This is a genomic window from Agrobacterium tumefaciens, from assembly GCF_017726655.1.
In the GTDB taxonomy this organism is placed as follows: Bacteria; Pseudomonadota; Alphaproteobacteria; order Rhizobiales; family Rhizobiaceae; genus Agrobacterium; species Agrobacterium tumefaciens_B.
The window spans coordinates 1,355,151-1,373,571 of the sequence record NZ_CP072308.1 but is presented as its reverse complement, the minus strand read 5'-3'; the positions used below and the strand labels follow the sequence as shown (position 1 = coordinate 1,373,571).

The window sequence follows — 18,421 nt, the reverse complement described above, 5'->3', positions numbered from 1 at the left end:
CTCGAAGAGAAGAAACAGTCGGCATCGTCGAGCGTTTGAAGCCGCTGTCTTTGCGCACGCCTATTATGTATGGTCGGTGCAACCGGTCCAGCAAAGCCGGATCGCAACCTCCGTCCGAAGGCTTCTCGCATGCGTCACGTCGTTTTCGCCCTGTCCGTGTTTTTTTCCGCCGCGACTGCCGCAGGGGCAGCAGCGATCACGCCGTTGCCGGTCGCGAGTAACAACGTCATTCTGGCGCAGTCTTCGGACGAGGACAGCCCGAATTTCTATTCCCGCAACACTCGCGACCACCAGCGCCGCGCACAATTTGTCTGCGTCATCACCCCACCCGATAGCGCCAATCGCCGTCGGCCCTATGTGTGCCCGCTGGAGCGCGGGCGCGTTGGCGGCGCCTGCCGCTGCTCCGGTGTGGTCGGCAGCGGCACGGTCGATACGGCCTGGTGATTATTTCTCCAGCGTCGCCACCGCTTCCACATGCGGCGACCACAGAAACTGGTCGACCGGGGTCACGCGCGTGATGCGATAGCCGCCCTCCGTGAGGATGGCGAGGTCGCGCGCCAGCGTCAGCGGATTGCAGCTGACGGCAACGATCTTCTTGACTGTGCTGCGCGCCAGTTCCTTGCACTGGAACTCCGCGCCGGCGCGCGGCGGATCGAACACGACGGCGTCATAATTCTTGAGTTCGCTTGTCATCAGCGGCCGGCGGAAAAGATCGCGCTTCTCGACGCTGACGGGTTTCAGACCCTGCGTGTTGCGGGCGGCAAAATCCAGCGCCTTTAACGGCTTGTCTTCAGCCTCCACGGCATGCACCCTGCCGATGCGGGCGAGCCGCAGCGCAAAGGTGCCGGAACCGCAGAAGAGATCGGCAATGCGTTTGGACTTGCCGACATGGGCAAGCACGAGTTCGGCCATGGCGTCTTCGGCCTGTTTGGTCGCCTGCGTGAAGCTGCCGGCGGGCGGCGATACCGACACGCCACCGAACTCGATGATCGGTTTTTGCGGTTCGATCAGGATTTCCCCTGAGAGCGAAACGCGGGCAATGCCGCGCATTGCAAGAACCGTCTCCGTGAGCGTCCGGCGCTGCTTGTCACTGACCGACTTGATGCCCTCGACAGCGATATCGAGGCCTGAAAGCGTTTCGAGAACCGTGATGCGGAACGGTTCGGCGTTCGCAACCATGGAAAGACCGATGGCTTTGATAGCATCCAGCCGGGAGACGATGCCCGGCGATGTGACGGGACATTCCTCGATGGCGACGATGTGATGGCTGTTCGCCTGGCTGAAACCAAGCAGCAGGCCCTTCTCGGTCTTGCGGGCGGCAAACACCGCGCGGCGGCGCTCGCCGGGGCGACAGATGACGAGATCCCCGACATCGGGCGTCAGGCCCTTCGATTTTAGCGCCGAAACGACCAGTTCCCGCTTATAGGCATGGTAAGGCTGGTCTGCGAAATGTTGCAGGGAGCAGCCGCCGCAGGTACCGTTCTTGCCATCGGGGCCGAAGTGGCGGCAGGCAGGCTCGCGCCGGTCCGCTGAGGCTTGCGTAACCGACATGACGGCGCCCTGGTCCTTTACCTTCGCGATCGCGACGGTTTCACCCGGCAGCGTGAAGGGCACGTAGACCGGCCCTTCGGGACAGTGGGCGATGCCATCGCCCTGTGCGCCGAGGCTCTTGATGGTAACGGTCTGCGTGCTCATGGCTTTTCGCCTCCGAGAAGAAATTCGACATTGCCATCGCCACCGGCAATCGGCGACGGAATGAGGCCGAGGCTTTTCCACCCCATGTCCTCGATAAGCCAGCGTTCAAGCTCTGCCGCCACGGCGGGCGCGGTTTCCGGTTCTTTCAGAAGCCCGGCCTTGCTGATGGCGTCCCGTCCAGCCTCGAATTGTGGCTTGACCAGCAGGACGGCGAGTGCACCCGGCTCGGCAAGTTCGAGTGCCGGGGCAAGAGCAAGCTTCAGCGAAATGAAGGACACGTCCGAAACAATGAAGCCGACCGCTCTTTCATCGATATCCTCGGGCGTCAGAAACCGGGCGTTCAACCCTTCGAGACTGGTGACACGTGGATTGTTTTCGATCCTTGGATGGATTTGCCCGTGGCCGACATCGATGGCGACGACATGGTCTGCCCCGCGCTCCAGCAGCACCTCGGTAAAGCCGCCCGTGGATGCGCCGACATCGAGACAGTCGCGGCCGGAGGGATCGAGGCCGAAATGATCGAGCGCTGCAACAAGCTTGAGCGCGGCGCGCGACACATAGGCCTGCGCCGGGTCGCTGATGGCGATTTCGGCATTTCCGGCCACAGCCTGGCTGGGTTTGGTAACGATCTTGCCGTTGACGCTCACGGTGCCCCGCGACACCGCGTCGCGCGCGCGTGAGCGGCTGGCAAAGTGGCCGAGCGAGACGAGAAGCTGGTCAAGCCGTTCATTTTCAGGTGTTTTGGACATGGTCCCGTGTCAATGACCGCCAAACTTCGCCGATGCAAGCGATTTATCACGCCCTGGCGCCTTCAGCGCCTGCGCGACCGCCCTATGCGGCTTTTGCGCCGCAAAATCCGCATATCAGATTAATCCAATATAAAGGCTTGTATTGCAGGGTGTGGCCAGGCCCGTGCGGCCCTTCGGAACCCGCCATGATGGCATCTTCTCCCAATCCTGAAATTGCGACCTTTGCCGCGCAGCCTCTTGCTCGAAGGCATCGGGTCGCCGAGAGAGTTTGCGATGTCGCTGAAAAATCTCCCCATTAACCTGAAGCTCATAGCCACCTTCTGTGCCTTGATGGGCGTGTGTCTGCTCGCGTCCGCGGTCGTGTACTGGCAAACGCTGGGGAGCGAGCGTGTCGCGATCAAGAACAACCGCACCAACACCATCATGCATGCCGTGGATGGCGCCACCGCCGCGATGCTAGAGCAGGCCGTGAACCAGCGCGGCTTCCTGCTCTTTCGCAGCGACAGCACCTACAATGATGTCTTCGCCCAGCGCGACATTATGCTGAAGAAGCTCAATGAAGCGCGCGCCCTGGCCGTCGGCGAGCCCGAAATTCTGAAATCCATCGACGATATGGAGAAATCAGCAACCGTCTTCTTCAAGGAACTGGCGGAACCCCAGCTCGCTGCCCGCAAGACCACTGAAGCACCGATTTCCGAGATCATCGAAATCGGCCGCAACCAGGCGAAAGGCCAGCTTGACGGCTTCCGCGCGGCCGCTGCCAAAATCAAGGAACAGCTGAACACCCTCTCCACCGGTTATGCGGTCGAGCAGCAGGCTGCTGCGCGCAATCTGGAATATGCGCTTCTGGGCGGCGGCGCCGTTGCCGGCCTTCTTGCTGTGATCCTGATCTGGGCGCTGTCGCGTTCCATCGTGACGCCGATCGTCGGCATGACGGCGGCCATGAGCCGGCTCGCCGATGGCGATCTCACCACGGAAGTTCCCGCAACGGATCGCGGAGACGAAGTCGGCAAGATGGCAAAGGCCGTGATGGTCTTCAAGGAAGCCGGACTTGAGAAAGCCCGCCTTGCCGGCGAGACGGATCGCATGCGCTCCGCAACCGAGGCGGAACGCCGCCGCAACGAGGAAGAAAAGGCGCGCGACGAGGCTGCCAGCGCGTTTGCCAGCGCCGAGCTCGGCAAGGGTCTCGCCGCACTGGCGGATGGCGATCTTTCCTATCGCATCGAAACACCATTTGCGCCTGCGATCGATCCGGTGCGCGTAAACTTCAACAGCGCGGTTGAAAAGTTGCAACAGGCATTGCGTACGGTCGGTGAAAACGCCGCCGCCATCAATGCCGGCGCCGCCGAAATGCTCTCCGCCGCCGACGATTTGTCGCGCCGCACCGAACAGCAGGCGGCCTCCATCGAAGAGACCGCCGCGGCGCTCGAAGAAGTTACCACCACCGTTCGTGATAGCGCCCGCGGTGCGGAAGATGCCGGCAATCTGGTCCAGCGCGCCCGTGCAGGCGCTGAAAAGTCGGGTGTTGTCGTTCGCAAGGCCGTCGCCGCGATGCGCGAAATCGAAAAATCGTCTGGCGAAATCGGCAATATCATCGGCGTTATCGATGACATCGCCTTCCAGACCAATCTGCTCGCGCTGAACGCTGGTGTGGAAGCGGCCCGCGCCGGTGATGCCGGCAAGGGTTTTGCGGTGGTTGCGCAGGAAGTTCGCGAACTGGCGCAGCGCTCGGCCAATGCCGCCAAGGAAATCAAGACACTGATCGGCGCCTCCAGCCAGCAGGTGGAAAACGGCGTCAATCTCGTTGACGAAACCGGCAAGGCTCTCGAGCTCATCGTGTCGGAAGTCGAAGAGATCAACGCCCATGTGAGCGCAATCGTCGTTGCCGCCCGCGAACAGGCGACGGGCCTTCAGGAGATCAATACGGCCGTCAATACAATGGATCAGGGCACGCAGCAGAATGCGGCCATGGTGGAACAGCAGACCGCTGCCAGCCATTCGCTGGCCCGCGAAGCGCAGGCGCTGAACAGCCTGCTTGGCCAGTTCAACATGGGCGGCGCCCGGATGGCCGTTGCAAGTGCCGGTAACGGTGCCGGCGGATATTCCGCTCCGCGCCAGACTTCGGCCAAGCCTGCCTTCCAGCCTGCGTCTGCCGCGCCGGTCCGCAAGGCTCCAGTCAAGTCCGCCTCCGCAACCGCAAGGCCCGTCGCATCACCCGCCCGCGCACTCGGCCAAAGCCTCGCCCGCGCCTTCGGCGGCGGCTCAGAAGCGCCGGCTGCCAAGGAGCAGGACTGGACGGAGTTTTGAGCGCGGCTTCAGATTGAACCGACGGATCGGGGGCCGAAAGGCCCCCGTTTTGTGTCGGCATTTTCAAATTGAAGGTCATTAGGCGCGCTGTTGCCGGAACATCCGTGCAAAGAAAATCTCATCCGACAGGCGATGAAGCAGGGCAGCGATGACTGCGGTGGCGGCGACAGCGAAAACGAGGCGCCCGAGAAGCACGCCATAGACATCCGCGCCGAGCGACATCACGACGAGCGTGTCCTCAATCACGCTATGGGCAAACCCCATGAGGACGCAGGACAAAAACACCTGCCGGGGTGATATCGCCCCCGATTGCGCCTCGCGGATCAGGAAACCCGCACCATAGGAAATGCCGAGGAACAATCCGATAGCCGTGAGATGTTCGGCCTCACCGCGAATGCCCGCAAGACGCAGGAGGGGCGACAGAGCTTTCATCATCAATGCCAGAAGGCCGGTGAGCCTCAGGAGTTCAAGCCCAAAAGAAAGGGCGAGAAGGATGACGAGCATCCAGAGCATTGTTTCACCGAGACCAAGAAAATAGGCGGGCCAATCGGACGAAGCACTCATCGCAATCCAGACAGGACTTACCGGGCCTGATAACCAGCCTGTCCCTTGCAGAAGCTGGTGCAGGAGAAAGGCATAGATCAACCCGCTACCGACACGCAGCGTCGTGGTGATCAGCACGCCCGGGCCGGCCTTTTCGATGATCTTCTGTTCGATGGGCAGACCATGGGCGAACAGGATGAGCGCCGAAAAGACGGTGATATCCGCAGAGGTTAGCGAAGATGCGGGGACAAGCGTGAAGATGAGCGGCACGGCCCCCCAGATACCGATCAGCATCGCAGTCAGCCATGCGAGACCAAGTTCCGGCGGCAGGCCGATGAGGCTCATGACCGGCGCAAAAGCGGGCGCCACGGCTTCGATCGCTCCCATCCGCGACAGCACTTCGGTTGCAATCGCAATCGGAACGGTGATGCGCAAGAGGAGCCAGTAGATGACAAACGTTTCCCGCATTGTCTTCCAAAGCAGCGGTATTAGTGACATGTGAACCTCTCCGAGACCTGTTCCCATTCACTAACCGCAGCCCATTCGCATTTGCGGTCAAAGATTGCAGCTTTATGCAATTTTATTGCAAAGATGATGTTGGACGATAGGATGCGGTTCATGGATCGGATCGACCGAAAATTGCTCAATCTTTTGCAGAGTGATGCATCACGTACCAATGTGGAGATGGCCGATGCGGTGGGCCTGTCCGCGTCGAGTTGCCTGCGGCGCGTCCAGCGGCTGCATAACTCGGGTGTCATTGATCGTATCGTGGCCATTCTCAACCCGGCAAAGGCGGGACGCGTCCTCAAGGCGTTAGTGACCGTGGAGCTGAAACAGCACGGAGAGCAGCAGATGCGCCGCTTTCTGGACCTTGCGAGCGCTGAGGAAGCGGTCTCGCATGCCTACGCGGTGACCGGCGAAACAGACGTGGTGCTGATGCTGCGGCTGCGCGATATGGAAGAATATGACGCCCTCTGTGACCGGTTGTTCCGCGACCAGAATAATGTAGCGCGCTTTTTTACGATGGTCGTTATCAAGACGGCGAAAGAGGAAACAGCCATCAGGATTTGAAACCGGTGGCATACAGCGGGGAATGCCTTTTAATTTCAAGGAACCAAAGGGATATGAGATGGCGGCTCGCGTTAAGTTAAGGCTCTTGGAGGGTGCCTACGGGGTGGCCCGGCTTCCTGCCGATGCATCCATTCCAGCCTGGGCCGATGGTACAGGTTTTCTCAGTATCAGCCGGACCGATGATGAGCTTTCCGTCGTCTGCCGCCAGGAGCGTATCCCTCAGGATGTCAAGGCCGACACCGGCTGGAATTGCCTCAAACTTCAGGGCCCGTTCGCCTTTGATGAGACCGGCATCGTGCTTTCGGTGATCGAACCGCTATCGACCAATGACATCGGGATATTCGTTGTTTCGACTTTCGATGGCGATCACCTGCTGGTGAAATCGAAAGATCTGGAGAGAACGTTTGAACTGCTGGCAAATGCAGGTCATTCGATCGTTTGATGATCCGACCGCATTGGGTGCCAGACGGAAATATCGCGCGGCGCTTCCAACAGAGCGGGCAGGGCATCGTGCCATACCTGCCGATAGGGCCGGTGGATCTGAACGTCGATGACGTCCTGATGGTCACTCCAGGTCTCATGCAGCAGGAACCGGTTCTCGTTTTCGCCATCCCGGTGCAGGGTTGCGTTCACGAAGGTCTTTTCGTGCCGCATGGCGTCGAGCAGCGCGTTCAGCAATTCGAGAAAACGCTCGCGCTGGCTGGGGCGCACCTGAAAGCCGATGAGATAGGTGGTGTGCACGGTTCTTACTCCCCGGGACTTTGCAGCAGTGCCGCGCGGGTCGCCGCGTCGGCGGGGTAGAAACACTCCAGCACCAGTTCGGACAGCGTGACGTCTGTGGCCGTTCCGAAAACCGTGGTGGTTGAAATGAAGCTCAATATGCCGCCCGAAGACGCATCACGAAGCTGGAGCGGTATGGCCAGAGGGTCGGCCCCGGTCGCATGGGGCGAGGCCTTTGGCGCGGGATAGGCCGCAAGCTCCGCATGTAGCCGGGAAAGCACCTCGTCCCCCGTCTCTTCGACCTGACGGCCAAGGCGTTCCAGCAGATGATGACGCCATTCGGCAAGATTGACGATGCGCGAACTCAGGCCCTGCGGATGCAGGCTCACCCTCAAGGCGTTGAGCGGCGGGCGAAGCAGCTCTTCTGAAACGCCGGCCAGAAGCGACGTGATCGCGCCATTGGCGAGAACGACGTTCCAGTGCCGATCAACGGCAAGGGCGGGGAAGGGCATATGCCCGTGCACCACGGTTTCGACCGCCTGCCGGGCCGCCGCCATATCGGGCGCGTCCATCGGCCGTTCGGAATGAACAGGCGCATAACCCGCCGCCAGCATCAGCCGGTTGGCGGCGCGGGCGGGCATGGAAAGCCGCTCGGCCAGCCTCTCCAGCATGTCGCGACTGGGGGAGGAGCGCCCGCTTTCCACAAAACTCAGGTGACGCGTGGATATTTCAGCCTCCACGGCCAGATCGAGCTGGCTCAATCTGCGGCGGGCTCGCCATTCCTTCAGCAGCTGGCCGACATGTTCTCGATGATGTGTCATGCCCCGCAGCCTAGCAGAAGATATCGCCGATGCGATTACCTCAGAGGTAATTGTTCCGCTTCCCGACCCCCGGCATGTTTGGTCCGTCAACCACAAGGAGCGCAATCATGACGCAGCATCTCGCAATCGCCGAAACCTATCTCGCAGTCTGGAACGAAGAAGACGGCGAACGCCGCAAGCTGATGGTAAACAAGGCATGGGCCGAAACCGCCCGTTATATCGATCCCTTGATGCAGGGCGAGGGCCGGAAGGGGATCACCGCCATGATCGAGGCGGCGCGGCAGAAATTTCCTGGATATCGCTTCGTGCTGACCGGCACCCCTGACGGACACGGCGATTTTACCCGTTTCTCATGGCGTCTGGTTTCGCCTGACGGCGACGACGTCGCTGGCGGCACCGATATCGTCAGCCGCGATGCCGACGGCCGGATAGACAGTGTCGTCGGTTTTCTTGATGCCACGGCGGCATAAAACCAGTGACGAGGGGCGGGACCAAATGCCCGCCTGCTTCTCCTCGGACAGCGTGCTTCAGCCTGCAAATCCGACACCGGCCTGACGCTGGCCGAGTGCATTAAACACGGTGGAAACGATGCCGGCGCGGTCGAGGCCGGCATTGGCATACATGGTCTCGGGCCTGGCCTGTTCCACCCATTGATCGGGCAGGGTTAGGGTGCGGACCTTCGGGCCATGGTCGAGCAGGCCCGCGCTCGCCATGAAATGCAGCACATGTGCTCCAAAGCCGCCAACGGAACCTTCCTCGATCGTCACCAGAACCTCGTGATGGGCGGCAAGCTGGCGGATGAGGTCGAGATCGAGCGGCTTGGCAAAGCGCGCATCGGCAACCGTCGTCGAAAGTCCGGCGGCATCGAGGTCTTCGGCAGCCGCCAGGCATTCCGCAAGCCGCGTGCCGAAGGAGAGCAGCGCAACCTTGGTGCCTTCCTTGATGATGCGGCCCTTGCCGATCTGGAGAATCTCGCCGCGCGCGGGCATCTCGACGCCAACACCTTCTCCGCGCGGATAACGGAAGGAAATCGGGCCTTCGTCATAGGCCGCTGCCGTGCGGACCATATGTTTCAGTTCGGCCTCGTCAGACGCCGCCATCACCACCATGCCGGGCAGGGTGGCAAGGAAAGTGGTGTCGAAGGAGCCGGCATGGGTCGGGCCATCGGCACCGACGAACCCGGCGCGGTCGATGGGGAAACGCACGGGCAGGCTCTGGATCGCCACGTCATGCACCAACTGGTCGTAACCGCGTTGCAGGAAAGTGGAATAAAGCGCGCAGAACGGCTTGTACCCGTCAGCCGCAAGTCCGGCCGCAAAGGTGACGGCGTGCTGTTCGGCAATGCCGACATCGAAGGTGCGGGCCGGGAAAAGCTCGGCCATCTTGTCGAGGCCGGTGCCGTTGGGCATGGCCGCCGTTACACCGATGATCTTGTCGTCGAGGGTCGCTTCCTGGATCAGGGCCTCGGCAAAGACGCTGGTGTAGCTCGGCGCATTCGGCTTGGCTTTCGCCTGCGCGCCGGTGATGACGTCGAACTTGTTGACGCCGTGATATTTGTCCGCTGCCGCTTCCGCCGGGGCGTAACCCTTGCCCTTCTGCGTCACCACATGGATGAGGACGGGGCCTTTCTGGTTGTCGCGCACATTGCGCAGCACCGGCAGCAGGTGATCGAAGGAATGACCGTCGATAGGCCCGATGTGATAAAAGCCGAGCTCCTCGAACAGGGTGCCGCCGGTCACATAACCGCGCGCATGGGTTACGGCGCGGGTAATGGCGCGGTCGATGGTCTTGCCGAGATAGGCCGTCAGTTTCTTGCCGAAATCACGGAAGCCCATATAGGTGCGGCCGGAGGCAAGACGTGCCAGATAGGCACTCATAGCGCCGGTCGGCGGTGCAATCGACATGTCGTTGTCGTTCAAGATGACGATCAGCCGCGCATCGAGCGCGCCGGCATTGTTGAGCGCCTCAAACGCCATGCCGGCAGACATGGAACCGTCACCGATGACAGCGATCACCTTGCGGTCGCTGCCATCGAGACCCGCCGCCACCGCCATGCCGAGACCGGCGGAAATGGAGGTGGAAGAGTGACCGGCGCCGAAATCATCATATTCGCTTTCGGCCCGCCGGGTGAAACCGGAAAGCCCGTTTTCCTGGCGCAGCGTGCGGATGCGATCACGCCGGCCGGTCAGGATCTTGTGCGGATAACATTGATGGCCAACATCGAAGATCAGCCGGTCTTCCGGCGTATTGAATACTTTGTGGATGGCAATCGTCAGTTCCACGACGCCAAGGCCGGCACCCAGATGGCCGCCGGTCTTCGACACGGCGTCAATCATCTCGTCGCGCAGTTCCCTGGCCAATTCCGGCAGGTCGCGATCGTCGATCTCCTTGAGATCGGAGGGAAAATTCACCCGGTCAAGCAATGGTGTCTGTGGCATTCCGGTCAATCGTTCGGCCTTTTCTGGTGGTCCCCGGGCGGCGCGTGAGAACGTCCTTCGTCGCGAAAGCCGTCGGGTGAGCCATGCATGTCGTATACTTCTATAGAATTTCAACCTTCCGGCAAAGGGACAAACTCTTCTTCGTCACCGGGAACGATGTCGAAGCGACCTGTTCTCCACTCCTGTTTGGCCTGCTCTATGCGTTCTTTTGATGACGAAACGAAGTTCCACCAGATGTAACGGCGCTCATTCAGTGCTGCCCCGCCAAAGATCATGATGTGACAGCCATTGCTGCCGGCCTGCAGTGTGATGTCGTCGCCGGGCCGGAAAACGAGCAGCTGGTCGGCGGCGAAGATATCGCCGGCCACATCCAGCGAACCGGACAGAATATAGATCGCCCGCTCTTCATGATCGGCGGAGAAGGGGAACTTTATGCCCGGCTCCAGGGTCAGGTCGACATACAGCGTGTCGGTAAAGGCCGAAACGGGGGAGGTGAGGCCTTCGAATTCGCCGATCACCACCCGGCCGGATGCGCCCTTGATATCGATCAGCGGCATCTCTTCTTTCGCGGTGTGCGCAAAAGCCGGGTCGATTTCCTCCATATGATCGGGCAGGGCAAGCCAGGTCTGCAGGCCGGACATGGACAGCGGATGGCCGCGCAGGTTTTCCGGCGTGCGTTCCGAATGCACGATGCCGCGCCCGGCCGTCATCAGGTTGATGTCGCCGGGGCGAATGACAAGCTCGGTGCCGAGACTGTCGCGATGCTTGATTTCGCCGTCGAACAGATAGGTCACCGTGGAAAGCCCGATATGCGGGTGCGGCTTGACGTCGAGCGCCTCACCCGCCTTCAGGATCGCCGGCCCCATGCGGTCAAAAAAGATGAACGGGCCGACAAGCCGCCGCTGCCGGGTCGGCAGCGCCCGGCGCACGGCAAAACCGCCAATGTCGCTGGTGCGCGGAATGATGAGGTTCTCGATGGCGTCGCAGGCAAAGGCATCGCCCGCGACGGGGTCGTTGCCGGGAAAGAAGGACATGGTCAGCTCCTCGTATTGTTACGCGGAAGCTTAACACGAATGGAACGGGACGGGAGCGCTGTAATGATGAACGCAGCGTCACACCGTTCAACAGGACGTGTTTATTCCCCGTCGAGCGGCTCCACACCCTGCGGCTTGCCTGCGCGGTCGAGACGGATCTTCTCGATGCGCTTTTCGGCAGCGTTCAGCAGCGTTTCGCAATGCTTCTTCAGGGCTTCGCCGCGCTCATAGATGGCGATGGATTCGTCCAGCGCCACGTCTCCGCGTTCCAGGCGTGCGACAATGCTTTCCAGCTCGGCGACGGCTTTTTCGAACGAATAACCGCTGACATCGGCTGTGTTGGCATTTTCCGTCATGTTCAACCCTTCATCATTCTCAAGATATGCATGGCTGCCGATTCCGCCAGCCCTTCCAGATCATAACCGCCTTCCAGCAGGCTGACGACCCGGTTCGATGTGTATTTATCCGCCATCTCCAGAAGCCGGCCCGTCGCCCAGTCGAAATCCTCTCCCACCAGATTGATCTGCGCGAGCGGATCGCGGTGATGCGCGTCGAAACCGGCAGAGATGAGAATGAGATCAGGCGAAAAATCCGCAATCGCCGGCAGCACGCGCGATTTGAAGGCCTCGCGAAAATGCTCGCTACCGGTATTGGGCGAAAGCGGCGCGTTGACGATGTTGTTCTTCACGCCGGTTTCGTTCTTGTCACCGCTCCACGGGTAAAGCGGCATCTGGTGGGTGGAGCAGAACAGCACGGATGTGTCGTTCCAGAAGATATCCTGCGTACCGTTGCCGTGATGCACGTCCCAGTCGATGATGGCGATACGCTCCGCGCCGTGCGCCTTCTGCGCATGGCGGGCGGCAATCGCCACATTGTTGAACAGACAGAAACCCATGGCCTTGGCGGTCTCGGCATGGTGGCCGGGCGGGCGGGATGCGACGAAGACGTTGTCGGCGGCACCGGTAAACACGTCATCCACGGCCGCCATGGCGGCGCCGATGCCGGTCAGCGCAGCCTGAAGGCTTTTGGGGGAGAGATAGGTGTCGGACTCGATCCGGTTGATCTCACCGTCCTCTTCGGGAACCTGCCGCATCACGGCAAGAAGATGCTCTTCCGGATGGGCCAGCAGCACCGCGTCTTCATTCGCCTGCGGCGCTTCCTTCCGGTCCAGCCGCTCGAAATTCGGATGTTCAAGCGCGATGTTCAGCGACCGCAGGCGGTCTGGCCGCTCGGGATGGCCGGAAGGCGTGATATGCTCAAGGAAGATCGGATGTTCGTAAAGTCGGGTCGCCATTCTTTCCTCCCTGAGACTTCAATCAGGCGCGCTGCGGCAGAAGCGGATAACCGGCCATCACCGCACGGCCGGCAAGGGCGGCAAGAACGGCTTTCAGCGCATCGCCGGGAATGAAGGCGAGCGAACCCATGAAAGCCTTTTCAAAACCGAGTCCCACGACGACAGCCAGATAGGAGATGCCGAAAGCATAAAGCACCACCACGCCGCCGATCAGGCTGGCGATGAAGAAACCGACGCCCTGTGCCAAAGCCGACTGGCCACGATGGACGAATTTTTCCGAGAGGAAACCGGTGACGAAAGCGGCTGCGATCCAGCCGATCAGGAAGCCCGTTGTCGGTGTCGTAAAGATCGAAAGGCCGCCGCGTCCGCCCGAGAGCACCGGCAGGCCGATGGCAGCGATCAGGATCGTCAGCAGAACCGCAAGCGTGCCACGCTTTGCGCCCAGCACCACACCGGCCAGCATCACGCCGAGCGACTGCGCGGTGATCGGCACGGGAATGAAACCAAGCGTGATGGGCGGCAAAAGACCAAGCGCAATGATGATGGCGGAAAAAAGAGAAATCAAAACAAGATCGCGGGTCGTCATGACACTAAAAACTCCTGAAGATTATATGCCTGTCAGCTTTGGCCTCTGAAACCGCGGGCGTCAATGGCGTCGGCAATGGCATCGGCATCCTTCAACGTCATAATGACGAGCGGCACGACGATCGTCGCCATCCGCACGGGCAGGCCACGGGCGCGATGTGCATCACGCACCGCGTGGTAACGGTTGACGATTTCAGGCACGAAGCGCACCACCAGCCCGACGGCAAGCCCGATATCGGCGGCCTTGAGCAGCCCCAACCTTTCCAGAGGCCCCGCAGCGAGCGTGATTTCGTCCATGAACTGCGAGATGCTGACGGTGATGGTGACGGCGGTCGCAAGCAGCGCGAGTGCCGTGAGGCGCAAAAGATTGACACTCGCATCATTGACGGGAAGCAGGAGATAGCTGAAGGCGGCCACGAGGAAGATCGTCAGCATCACCGGCCGCAGCCGCAGGGCGATGTCGCGCAGGGGCAGGCGCGTCGCGCTGAGAACGCCGGCAGCCAGAACGGTCGCGGCAACAAGCGCCGCGAGATCGCGGGTGAGAAAGAGCGCGATGCTGAAGCCCATGAGCGTCAGGAGTTTGAGGCGCGGTGAGACGCGGTAGAGCCAACCGGTTCCGTCGACATGCAGCGATTTCATCGCAATGCCACCTCCAGATAGTGCGCGACCGCTTCTTCGGGCGGGGCATCAGCGATCAATGCCCCCTCGTGAAACACCAGCACGCGATCGAAGCCGGTAAGGAGCGGCAGATCGTGGGTGATGACAACAAGCGCCTGCGGCAGCGCCGCCATGGTTTTCTCCACGATGGCCCGGTTCTTGAGATCGAGCTGATTGGTCGGCTCGTCGAGAATGAGGATTTGCGGTTGGGTGACGAGAAGCGCTGCGAGCGCCGAAAGCTGCAATTCGCCGCCGGAAAGCTCATGCGCGCGCCTTTCCTCCAGATGCGCAATGCCGAGCCGGGATAGAACGGCCTTCACTCTTCTTTCCGTCTCGGTCTTGCTCAGTCCGAGCCGTTTCAGGCCGAAGGCGACATCGTCACGGACGATGGGCAGGATGATCTGGTTTTGCGGGTTCTGGAAGATGAAACCGACCATCTGCAAGACAGCCCTGGCATCGGTCACGGTATCCAGGCCGTTGACCGTCACTTTCCCCGCGTCCGGCTTGTTCAGCCCGTTGATCAGCCGCGCGAACGTCGTTTTGCCCGATCCGTTAAGGCCAATCACGCCGATTCGCCGCTCCGACAATGTCAATGACAGCGGTTGCAGCACCTGCCGGCCTTCGAAAACGACACTGGCGGCGTTAAAACGGATTTCCAAGTCTCTATCCTCGCGCTCGTTGCCGGTTCTATACCGCTTCATCGACAGAAGTAAAACAAGGAACAAAAAAAGAACATTGCAATCGCAAAAAAGCCGTTCTACCTTCGGTCGTATGATGGTCAAGGTTTCGAACGAGGTGGCAAGGCGGATTTTTCTGGCGCGGCAGGGGCTTTCCTCACCGCCCGGCAAGGCGCTTTCCAAAGAAGGGCTGCTGCAGCTCATCACCGATCTGGGTTTCGTACAGGTGGACAGCATCGGCACGGTGGAGCGCGCCCACCACCAGATCATCTTCTCCCGCAACCAGACCTACAGGCGCGGCCATCTGACGGCGCTGCTGGAAAAGGACCGGGCGCTTTTCGAACACTGGACGCATGACGCCTCCATTGTGCCGACGCAATTTTACCCCTATTGGAAACACCGCTTCCGCCGCCGCGAACCGATCATTCAGGAGCGCTGGCGCAAATGGCACGGCGAGGGCTTCGATGCGGCTTTCGGCGAAACGCTGGAGCGAATCGCCGCCACCGGTCCGGTTTTGGCGCGTGAACTGAAGGAGGAGGGGCACCAGTCCGGCGGCTGGTGGAACTGGCATCCCTCCAAGACCGCACTCGAATATCTCTGGCACACTGGCAAGCTCGCAATATCAGGCCGTGTGAACTTCCAGAAGGTCTATGACCTGGCCGAACGCGTCATTCCGGGCGAACATCACGAAACCGAAGTGGCGCACGACCAATTCATCGACTGGGCCTGCCGCGAGGCACTGAAACGGCTGGGGTTCGCCACCCACGGCGAAATCGCCGCGTTTTTCGATCTTGTGACGCCGCAGGAGGCGAGGGACTGGGTCAAAAGCCATCGCGACGAACTCTGCGAGGTCTCGCTTCTGTCCGTTGACGGCGAAACGGCCCGCCCGTCCTACGCTTTTGCCGATTTCACCGCTGACCTGACGGACGTGCCCGAACCATCGTCCCGCATCCGTGTCCTGAGCCCATTCGATCCGCTGCTGCGCGACCGCAACCGCACCGAACGGCTCTTTGGCTTTTATTACCGGATCGAGGTCTTCGTGCCGGAGCCGAAACGGCAATATGGCTATTATGTTTTCCCGCTTCTGGAAGGCGACCGTCTGATCGGCCGCATCGACATGAAGGCGGAGCGAAAAGGCAGCACGCTGGATGTGCGTCGCCTGTGGCTCGAGCCCGGCGTGCGCGCTTCCGCCGGACGGCTGGAAAAGCTCGACGCGGAACTATCGCGGCTGGCAAAGTTTACTGGCGTGGAGCGCGTGAATTATCTGGAGGGGTGGCGGGAGGAGTAGGTCGGTCGCCCAGGATATTGTGAGAGGCGCGCGTCCGGACACCTTACCCTCGCTCTTGAGGAGCAGCGGCGTTGCGGCATATTTCTTCTCCCCGGCGGGGAGAAGGTGGCCCGAAGGGTCGGGTGAGGGGGCAACGCCAGAGATGAAGCGAGAGCTTGCACCCTTATCCCGCTGCCGCGGACTTCTCGCCTGCGGGGAGAATGCCGCACCCGCTCGCCTCACGATTACGCGATGGGACTAGGCAAAAACCCAAAGCTCACCCTATATCCGTCGCCGAAATCTGGATGCCGAAACCTTCCAGCCCGACATAGTGGCGCTCACGCGTTGTCATCAGTTTGATGGAGCTGATACCGAGATCTTTCAGGATTTGCGCGCCAAGGCCGATTTCAAGCCACTCATTCTCGCGCGAACGGGCCTGGGCGTGCGCTTCATCGGGGTCGCGTGCCTTGCGCCGTCCGGCGACCTGGCCAACGCCAACGGAGCCTTCACGCAGGTAAACGATGACGCCGCGGCCTTCCTCGGCTATTTTTTGCATGTAATGCCGCACCGGCTGGCGATCGCCGAACACGTCGTCGGCGACGTTTTCCGGGTGAAGGCGAACGGGAATGTCGACGCCATCCCTGATGTCACCGAAAATAACAGCCATATGCTGCATCGGGTCCCAGGGCAGGGAATAGGTCTGCGCCTTGGCCGGCCCGAAGGGCGTTTCGATGGTGAAGGAGGATTCCATCTCCACCAGCGTTTCCTTGCGCTGGCGATAAGCGATGAGATCGGCGACCGACACGTGTTTCATGCCGTGTTTTTCGGCGAAATCCAAAACCTGAGGGCCACGCATCACCGTACCGTCGTCATTCACCAGTTCGCTGATGACGCCGATGGGCGGAAGGCCTGCGAGCCGGCAGAGATCGACCGCTGCTTCGGTATGGCCGGAGCGCATCAGCACGCCGCCCTCGCGGGAAATCAGCGGGAAAATATGGCCGGGACGGGTGAAATCGGAAGCGCCGACATTGGGGTTCGCAAGATTGCGAACGGTCAGCGTGCGGTCATCGGCGGAAATGCCTGTCGTCGTGCCATGCTTGAAATCGACGCTGACGGTGAAGGCTGTGGTATGGGCGCTGTCATTTTCCGCCACCATGGCGTTGAGGTTCAGCCGCTTGGCCTCCTCGCGCGGCATGGGGGCGCAAACGATGCCTGACGTGTGACGCACGATCAGCGCCATTTTCTCGGGCGTGCAGTGAACCGCTGAAATGATCAGGTCGCCTTCGTTCTCGCGGTCGTCATCATCGGTCACGACGACGATTTCGCCGGCTTCGAAAGCGCGGATGGCGTCGACGACGCGTTTCTGATCATAGGCCATGGTGGTCCCCCCTTTATTTCAGTCGGCCGGTCTGGCCGCGGTCCCTCAGGTAATGGTCGGCAACGGTGCAGGCGATCATCGCTTCACCGATCGGAACGGCCCGGATGCCAACGCAGGGGTCGTGGCGACCCTTGGTGCGAACATCGACATTATTGCCGTCGGTATCGATCGACAGGCGCTCCGTCAGGATAGAGGATGTGGGCTTGATGGCGAAGCGGGCGATAACAGGTTCGCCGGTCGCAATCCCGCCCAGGATGCCGCCCGCATGGTTGGACAGAAAGATCGGCTTGCCGTCATTGCCCATGCGCATCTCGTCGGCATTTTCTTCGCCGGAAAGCTCGGCAGAGGCAAAGCCCTCGCCGATCTCCACGCCCTTGACGGCGTTAATCGACATCAGGTTGGAGGCGATATCCTGGTCGAGCTTGGCATAGATTGGCGCGCCGATGCCGGCGGGAACGCCTTCCGCGACCACTTCGACCACGGCGCCGATGGAGGAGCCGGCCTTGCGGATGCTGTCGAGGTATTCTTCCCAGACCGGCACCATTTCGGGGTCCGGGCAGAAGAACGGGTTCTGGTCGACCTGATCCCAATCCCAGTTTTCGCGGTTGATTTTGTGCTTGCCGATCTGCACCAGCGCGCCGCGCACATTGAGACTGGGCACCACCTTGCGGGCAATTGCGCCCGCAGCGACACGCGCTGCCGTTTCACGCGCCGACGAGCGGCCGCCGCCACGATAATCGCGAATGCCGTATTTCAGGTCATAGGTGAAATCCGCATGGCCGGGGCGGAAGCGCTTGGCGATCTCGCCATAATCCTTGGAGCGCTGGTCGGTATTTTCGATCAGCATCGAAATCGGCGTGCCTGTCGTGATCATCGTGTCGCCGTCCCCATCCAGCATCACGCCGGAAAGCACCTTGACGATGTCATCCTCGCGGCGCTGGGTCACGAAACGGCTTTGCCCCGGTTTGCGCTTGTCCATCCAGTGCTGCACCTCGGAAAGGGTGAAGCGGAGGCCGGGCGGGCATCCATCCAGCACACAGCCGAGCGCCGGCCCGTGGCTTTCTCCCCAGGTGGTAACGCGAAAAAGATGACCGAAACTGTTATGCGACATAATTCTCAAACCGGAAAGCGGGGCACCTGTGGACGGCGCCGTTTGAAACAAGCGGATTTGTCTTAGTGGAAAAT

At 60.9% G+C, this 18,421-nt stretch carries 20 protein-coding genes; 6 read left to right on the top strand and 14 right to left on the bottom strand.

Annotated features, from left to right (window positions below; translation table 11 throughout):
* Positions 1-129 precede the first annotated feature (129 nt).
* Positions 130-444 (top strand): hypothetical protein, encoded by a 315-nt coding sequence (locus tag AT6N2_RS06915; protein ID WP_209089483.1) that lies wholly within the window; start codon positions 130-132, stop codon positions 442-444.
* Here AT6N2_RS06915 and AT6N2_RS06910 read toward each other — a convergent pair whose 3' ends face one another.
* The gene (locus tag AT6N2_RS06910; protein ID WP_209089482.1) at positions 445-1,695 is read right to left on the bottom strand and encodes a class I SAM-dependent RNA methyltransferase; all 1,251 of its coding nucleotides are present in this window, start codon (positions 1,693-1,695) and stop codon (positions 445-447) included.
* A complete protein-coding gene (locus tag AT6N2_RS06905; protein WP_209089481.1) occupies positions 1,692-2,444 on the bottom strand; it encodes a TlyA family RNA methyltransferase in 753 nt (250 codons plus the stop codon). The genes AT6N2_RS06910 and AT6N2_RS06905 overlap by 4 nt, the downstream gene beginning before the upstream one ends.
* A 273-nt stretch (positions 2,445-2,717) precedes the next feature.
* Between AT6N2_RS06905 and AT6N2_RS06900 the strand changes: the two genes are divergently transcribed.
* Positions 2,718-4,751: a methyl-accepting chemotaxis protein gene (locus AT6N2_RS06900; RefSeq protein WP_209089479.1), complete on the top strand. Its 2,034-nt coding sequence runs from the start codon at positions 2,718-2,720 to the stop codon at positions 4,749-4,751.
* Positions 4,752-4,829: 78 nt separating this feature from the next.
* On the opposite strand, the gene AT6N2_RS06895 is transcribed toward AT6N2_RS06900, so the two are convergent.
* The gene (locus AT6N2_RS06895) at positions 4,830-5,792 is read right to left on the bottom strand and encodes a nucleoside recognition domain-containing protein (RefSeq protein ID WP_209089478.1); all 963 of its coding nucleotides are present in this window, start codon (positions 5,790-5,792) and stop codon (positions 4,830-4,832) included.
* Between the two features lie 120 nt (positions 5,793-5,912).
* Here AT6N2_RS06895 and AT6N2_RS06890 point away from each other — a divergent pair, with 120 nt between their 5' ends.
* Positions 5,913-6,365, top strand: a complete 453-nt coding sequence (locus tag AT6N2_RS06890) for an Lrp/AsnC family transcriptional regulator (RefSeq protein ID WP_209089476.1) — start codon at positions 5,913-5,915, stop codon at positions 6,363-6,365.
* A gap of 58 nt (positions 6,366-6,423) precedes the next feature.
* Complete coding sequence (locus AT6N2_RS06885; RefSeq protein WP_209089474.1) at positions 6,424-6,807, top strand: ACT domain-containing protein; 384 nt, start codon at positions 6,424-6,426, stop codon at positions 6,805-6,807.
* On the opposite strand, the gene AT6N2_RS06880 is transcribed toward AT6N2_RS06885, so the two are convergent.
* Together AT6N2_RS06880 and AT6N2_RS06875 are read right to left on the bottom strand one after the other, a co-directional pair.
* Entirely contained in the window at positions 6,792-7,106 is a 315-nt protein-coding gene (locus AT6N2_RS06880) for a putative quinol monooxygenase (RefSeq protein WP_209089472.1), read from the bottom strand. The two genes, AT6N2_RS06885 and AT6N2_RS06880, sit on opposite strands and share 16 nt — an antisense overlap.
* Before the next feature lie 5 nt (positions 7,107-7,111).
* Complete coding sequence (locus AT6N2_RS06875; protein ID WP_209089469.1) at positions 7,112-7,906, bottom strand: helix-turn-helix domain-containing protein; 795 nt, start codon at positions 7,904-7,906, stop codon at positions 7,112-7,114.
* Positions 7,907-8,013: 107 nt separating this feature from the next.
* Here AT6N2_RS06875 and AT6N2_RS06870 point away from each other — a divergent pair, with 107 nt between their 5' ends.
* Positions 8,014-8,376, top strand: coding sequence for a nuclear transport factor 2 family protein (locus tag AT6N2_RS06870; protein WP_209089466.1), 363 nt, complete (start codon positions 8,014-8,016; stop codon positions 8,374-8,376).
* 57 nt (positions 8,377-8,433) lie between these two features.
* Here the strand turns inward: AT6N2_RS06870 and dxs are convergent, their stop codons facing one another.
* From dxs to AT6N2_RS06835, 7 genes are all read right to left on the bottom strand, one after another.
* Positions 8,434-10,353: a 1-deoxy-D-xylulose-5-phosphate synthase gene (gene dxs, locus AT6N2_RS06865; RefSeq protein ID WP_209089464.1), complete on the bottom strand. Its 1,920-nt coding sequence runs from the start codon at positions 10,351-10,353 to the stop codon at positions 8,434-8,436.
* 101 nt (positions 10,354-10,454) lie between these two features.
* Positions 10,455-11,378: a pirin family protein gene (locus tag AT6N2_RS06860; protein ID WP_144575611.1), complete on the bottom strand. Its 924-nt coding sequence runs from the start codon at positions 11,376-11,378 to the stop codon at positions 10,455-10,457.
* Between the two features lie 101 nt (positions 11,379-11,479).
* Positions 11,480-11,734 carry an exodeoxyribonuclease VII small subunit gene (locus AT6N2_RS06855; RefSeq protein WP_003503059.1) on the bottom strand — a complete coding sequence of 85 codons (255 nt, stop codon included), beginning with the start codon at positions 11,732-11,734 and terminating at the stop codon, positions 11,480-11,482.
* A gap of 2 nt (positions 11,735-11,736) precedes the next feature.
* Positions 11,737-12,672, bottom strand: a complete 936-nt coding sequence (locus AT6N2_RS06850; protein WP_144575609.1) for a histone deacetylase family protein — start codon at positions 12,670-12,672, stop codon at positions 11,737-11,739.
* Positions 12,673-12,694: 22 nt separating this feature from the next.
* Positions 12,695-13,258, bottom strand: coding sequence for a biotin transporter BioY (locus tag AT6N2_RS06845; protein WP_063947758.1), 564 nt, complete (start codon positions 13,256-13,258; stop codon positions 12,695-12,697).
* A gap of 32 nt (positions 13,259-13,290) precedes the next feature.
* A complete protein-coding gene (locus AT6N2_RS06840) occupies positions 13,291-13,896 on the bottom strand; it encodes an energy-coupling factor transporter transmembrane component T family protein (RefSeq protein WP_144575607.1) in 606 nt (201 codons plus the stop codon).
* Positions 13,893-14,573 carry an energy-coupling factor ABC transporter ATP-binding protein gene (locus AT6N2_RS06835; RefSeq protein ID WP_209089462.1) on the bottom strand — a complete coding sequence of 227 codons (681 nt, stop codon included), beginning with the start codon at positions 14,571-14,573 and terminating at the stop codon, positions 13,893-13,895. Before AT6N2_RS06835 ends, AT6N2_RS06840 begins: the two co-directional genes overlap by 4 nt.
* 112 nt (positions 14,574-14,685) lie before the next feature.
* Between AT6N2_RS06835 and AT6N2_RS06830 the strand changes: the two genes are divergently transcribed.
* Entirely contained in the window at positions 14,686-15,879 is a 1,194-nt protein-coding gene (locus tag AT6N2_RS06830) for a winged helix-turn-helix domain-containing protein (RefSeq protein ID WP_209089634.1), read from the top strand.
* Positions 15,880-16,135: 256 nt separating this feature from the next.
* Here AT6N2_RS06830 and ribB read toward each other — a convergent pair whose 3' ends face one another.
* Both ribB and aroC read right to left on the bottom strand, forming a co-directional pair.
* Positions 16,136-17,236, bottom strand: a complete 1,101-nt coding sequence (gene ribB / locus AT6N2_RS06825; RefSeq protein WP_209089460.1) for a 3,4-dihydroxy-2-butanone-4-phosphate synthase — start codon at positions 17,234-17,236, stop codon at positions 16,136-16,138.
* A 13-nt stretch (positions 17,237-17,249) separates the two neighbouring features.
* Positions 17,250-18,347 carry a chorismate synthase gene (gene aroC, locus AT6N2_RS06820; protein WP_209089458.1) on the bottom strand — a complete coding sequence of 366 codons (1,098 nt, stop codon included), beginning with the start codon at positions 18,345-18,347 and terminating at the stop codon, positions 17,250-17,252.
* Between the last annotated feature and the right edge of the window lie 74 nt (positions 18,348-18,421).

Bases quoted from the DNA above. Each gene is read 5' to 3' on its own strand.
- ribB (WP_209089460.1), bottom strand. From the start codon at position 17,236: ATGGCCTATGATCAGAAACGCGTCGTCGACGCCATCCGCGCTTTCGAA.
- AT6N2_RS06870 (WP_209089466.1), top strand. From the start codon at position 8,014: ATGACGCAGCATCTCGCAATCGCCGAAACCTATCTCGCAGTCTGGAAC.
- AT6N2_RS06845 (WP_063947758.1), bottom strand. From the start codon at position 13,258: ATGACGACCCGCGATCTTGTTTTGATTTCTCTTTTTTCCGCCATCATC.
- AT6N2_RS06910 (WP_209089482.1), bottom strand. From the start codon at position 1,695: ATGAGCACGCAGACCGTTACCATCAAGAGCCTCGGCGCACAGGGCGAT.
- AT6N2_RS06840 (WP_144575607.1), bottom strand. From the start codon at position 13,896: ATGAAATCGCTGCATGTCGACGGAACCGGTTGGCTCTACCGCGTCTCA.
- AT6N2_RS06890 (WP_209089476.1), top strand. From the start codon at position 5,913: ATGGATCGGATCGACCGAAAATTGCTCAATCTTTTGCAGAGTGATGCA.
- AT6N2_RS06855 (WP_003503059.1), bottom strand. From the start codon at position 11,734: ATGACGGAAAATGCCAACACAGCCGATGTCAGCGGTTATTCGTTCGAA.
- AT6N2_RS06875 (WP_209089469.1), bottom strand. From the start codon at position 7,906: ATGACACATCATCGAGAACATGTCGGCCAGCTGCTGAAGGAATGGCGA.
- AT6N2_RS06915 (WP_209089483.1), top strand. From the start codon at position 130: ATGCGTCACGTCGTTTTCGCCCTGTCCGTGTTTTTTTCCGCCGCGACT.
- AT6N2_RS06860 (WP_144575611.1), bottom strand. From the start codon at position 11,378: ATGTCCTTCTTTCCCGGCAACGACCCCGTCGCGGGCGATGCCTTTGCC.
- AT6N2_RS06895 (WP_209089478.1), bottom strand. From the start codon at position 5,792: ATGTCACTAATACCGCTGCTTTGGAAGACAATGCGGGAAACGTTTGTC.
- AT6N2_RS06830 (WP_209089634.1), top strand. From the start codon at position 14,686: ATGATGGTCAAGGTTTCGAACGAGGTGGCAAGGCGGATTTTTCTGGCG.
- AT6N2_RS06900 (WP_209089479.1), top strand. From the start codon at position 2,718: ATGTCGCTGAAAAATCTCCCCATTAACCTGAAGCTCATAGCCACCTTC.
- AT6N2_RS06850 (WP_144575609.1), bottom strand. From the start codon at position 12,672: ATGGCGACCCGACTTTACGAACATCCGATCTTCCTTGAGCATATCACG.
- AT6N2_RS06905 (WP_209089481.1), bottom strand. From the start codon at position 2,444: ATGTCCAAAACACCTGAAAATGAACGGCTTGACCAGCTTCTCGTCTCG.
- aroC (WP_209089458.1), bottom strand. From the start codon at position 18,347: ATGTCGCATAACAGTTTCGGTCATCTTTTTCGCGTTACCACCTGGGGA.
- AT6N2_RS06885 (WP_209089474.1), top strand. From the start codon at position 6,424: ATGGCGGCTCGCGTTAAGTTAAGGCTCTTGGAGGGTGCCTACGGGGTG.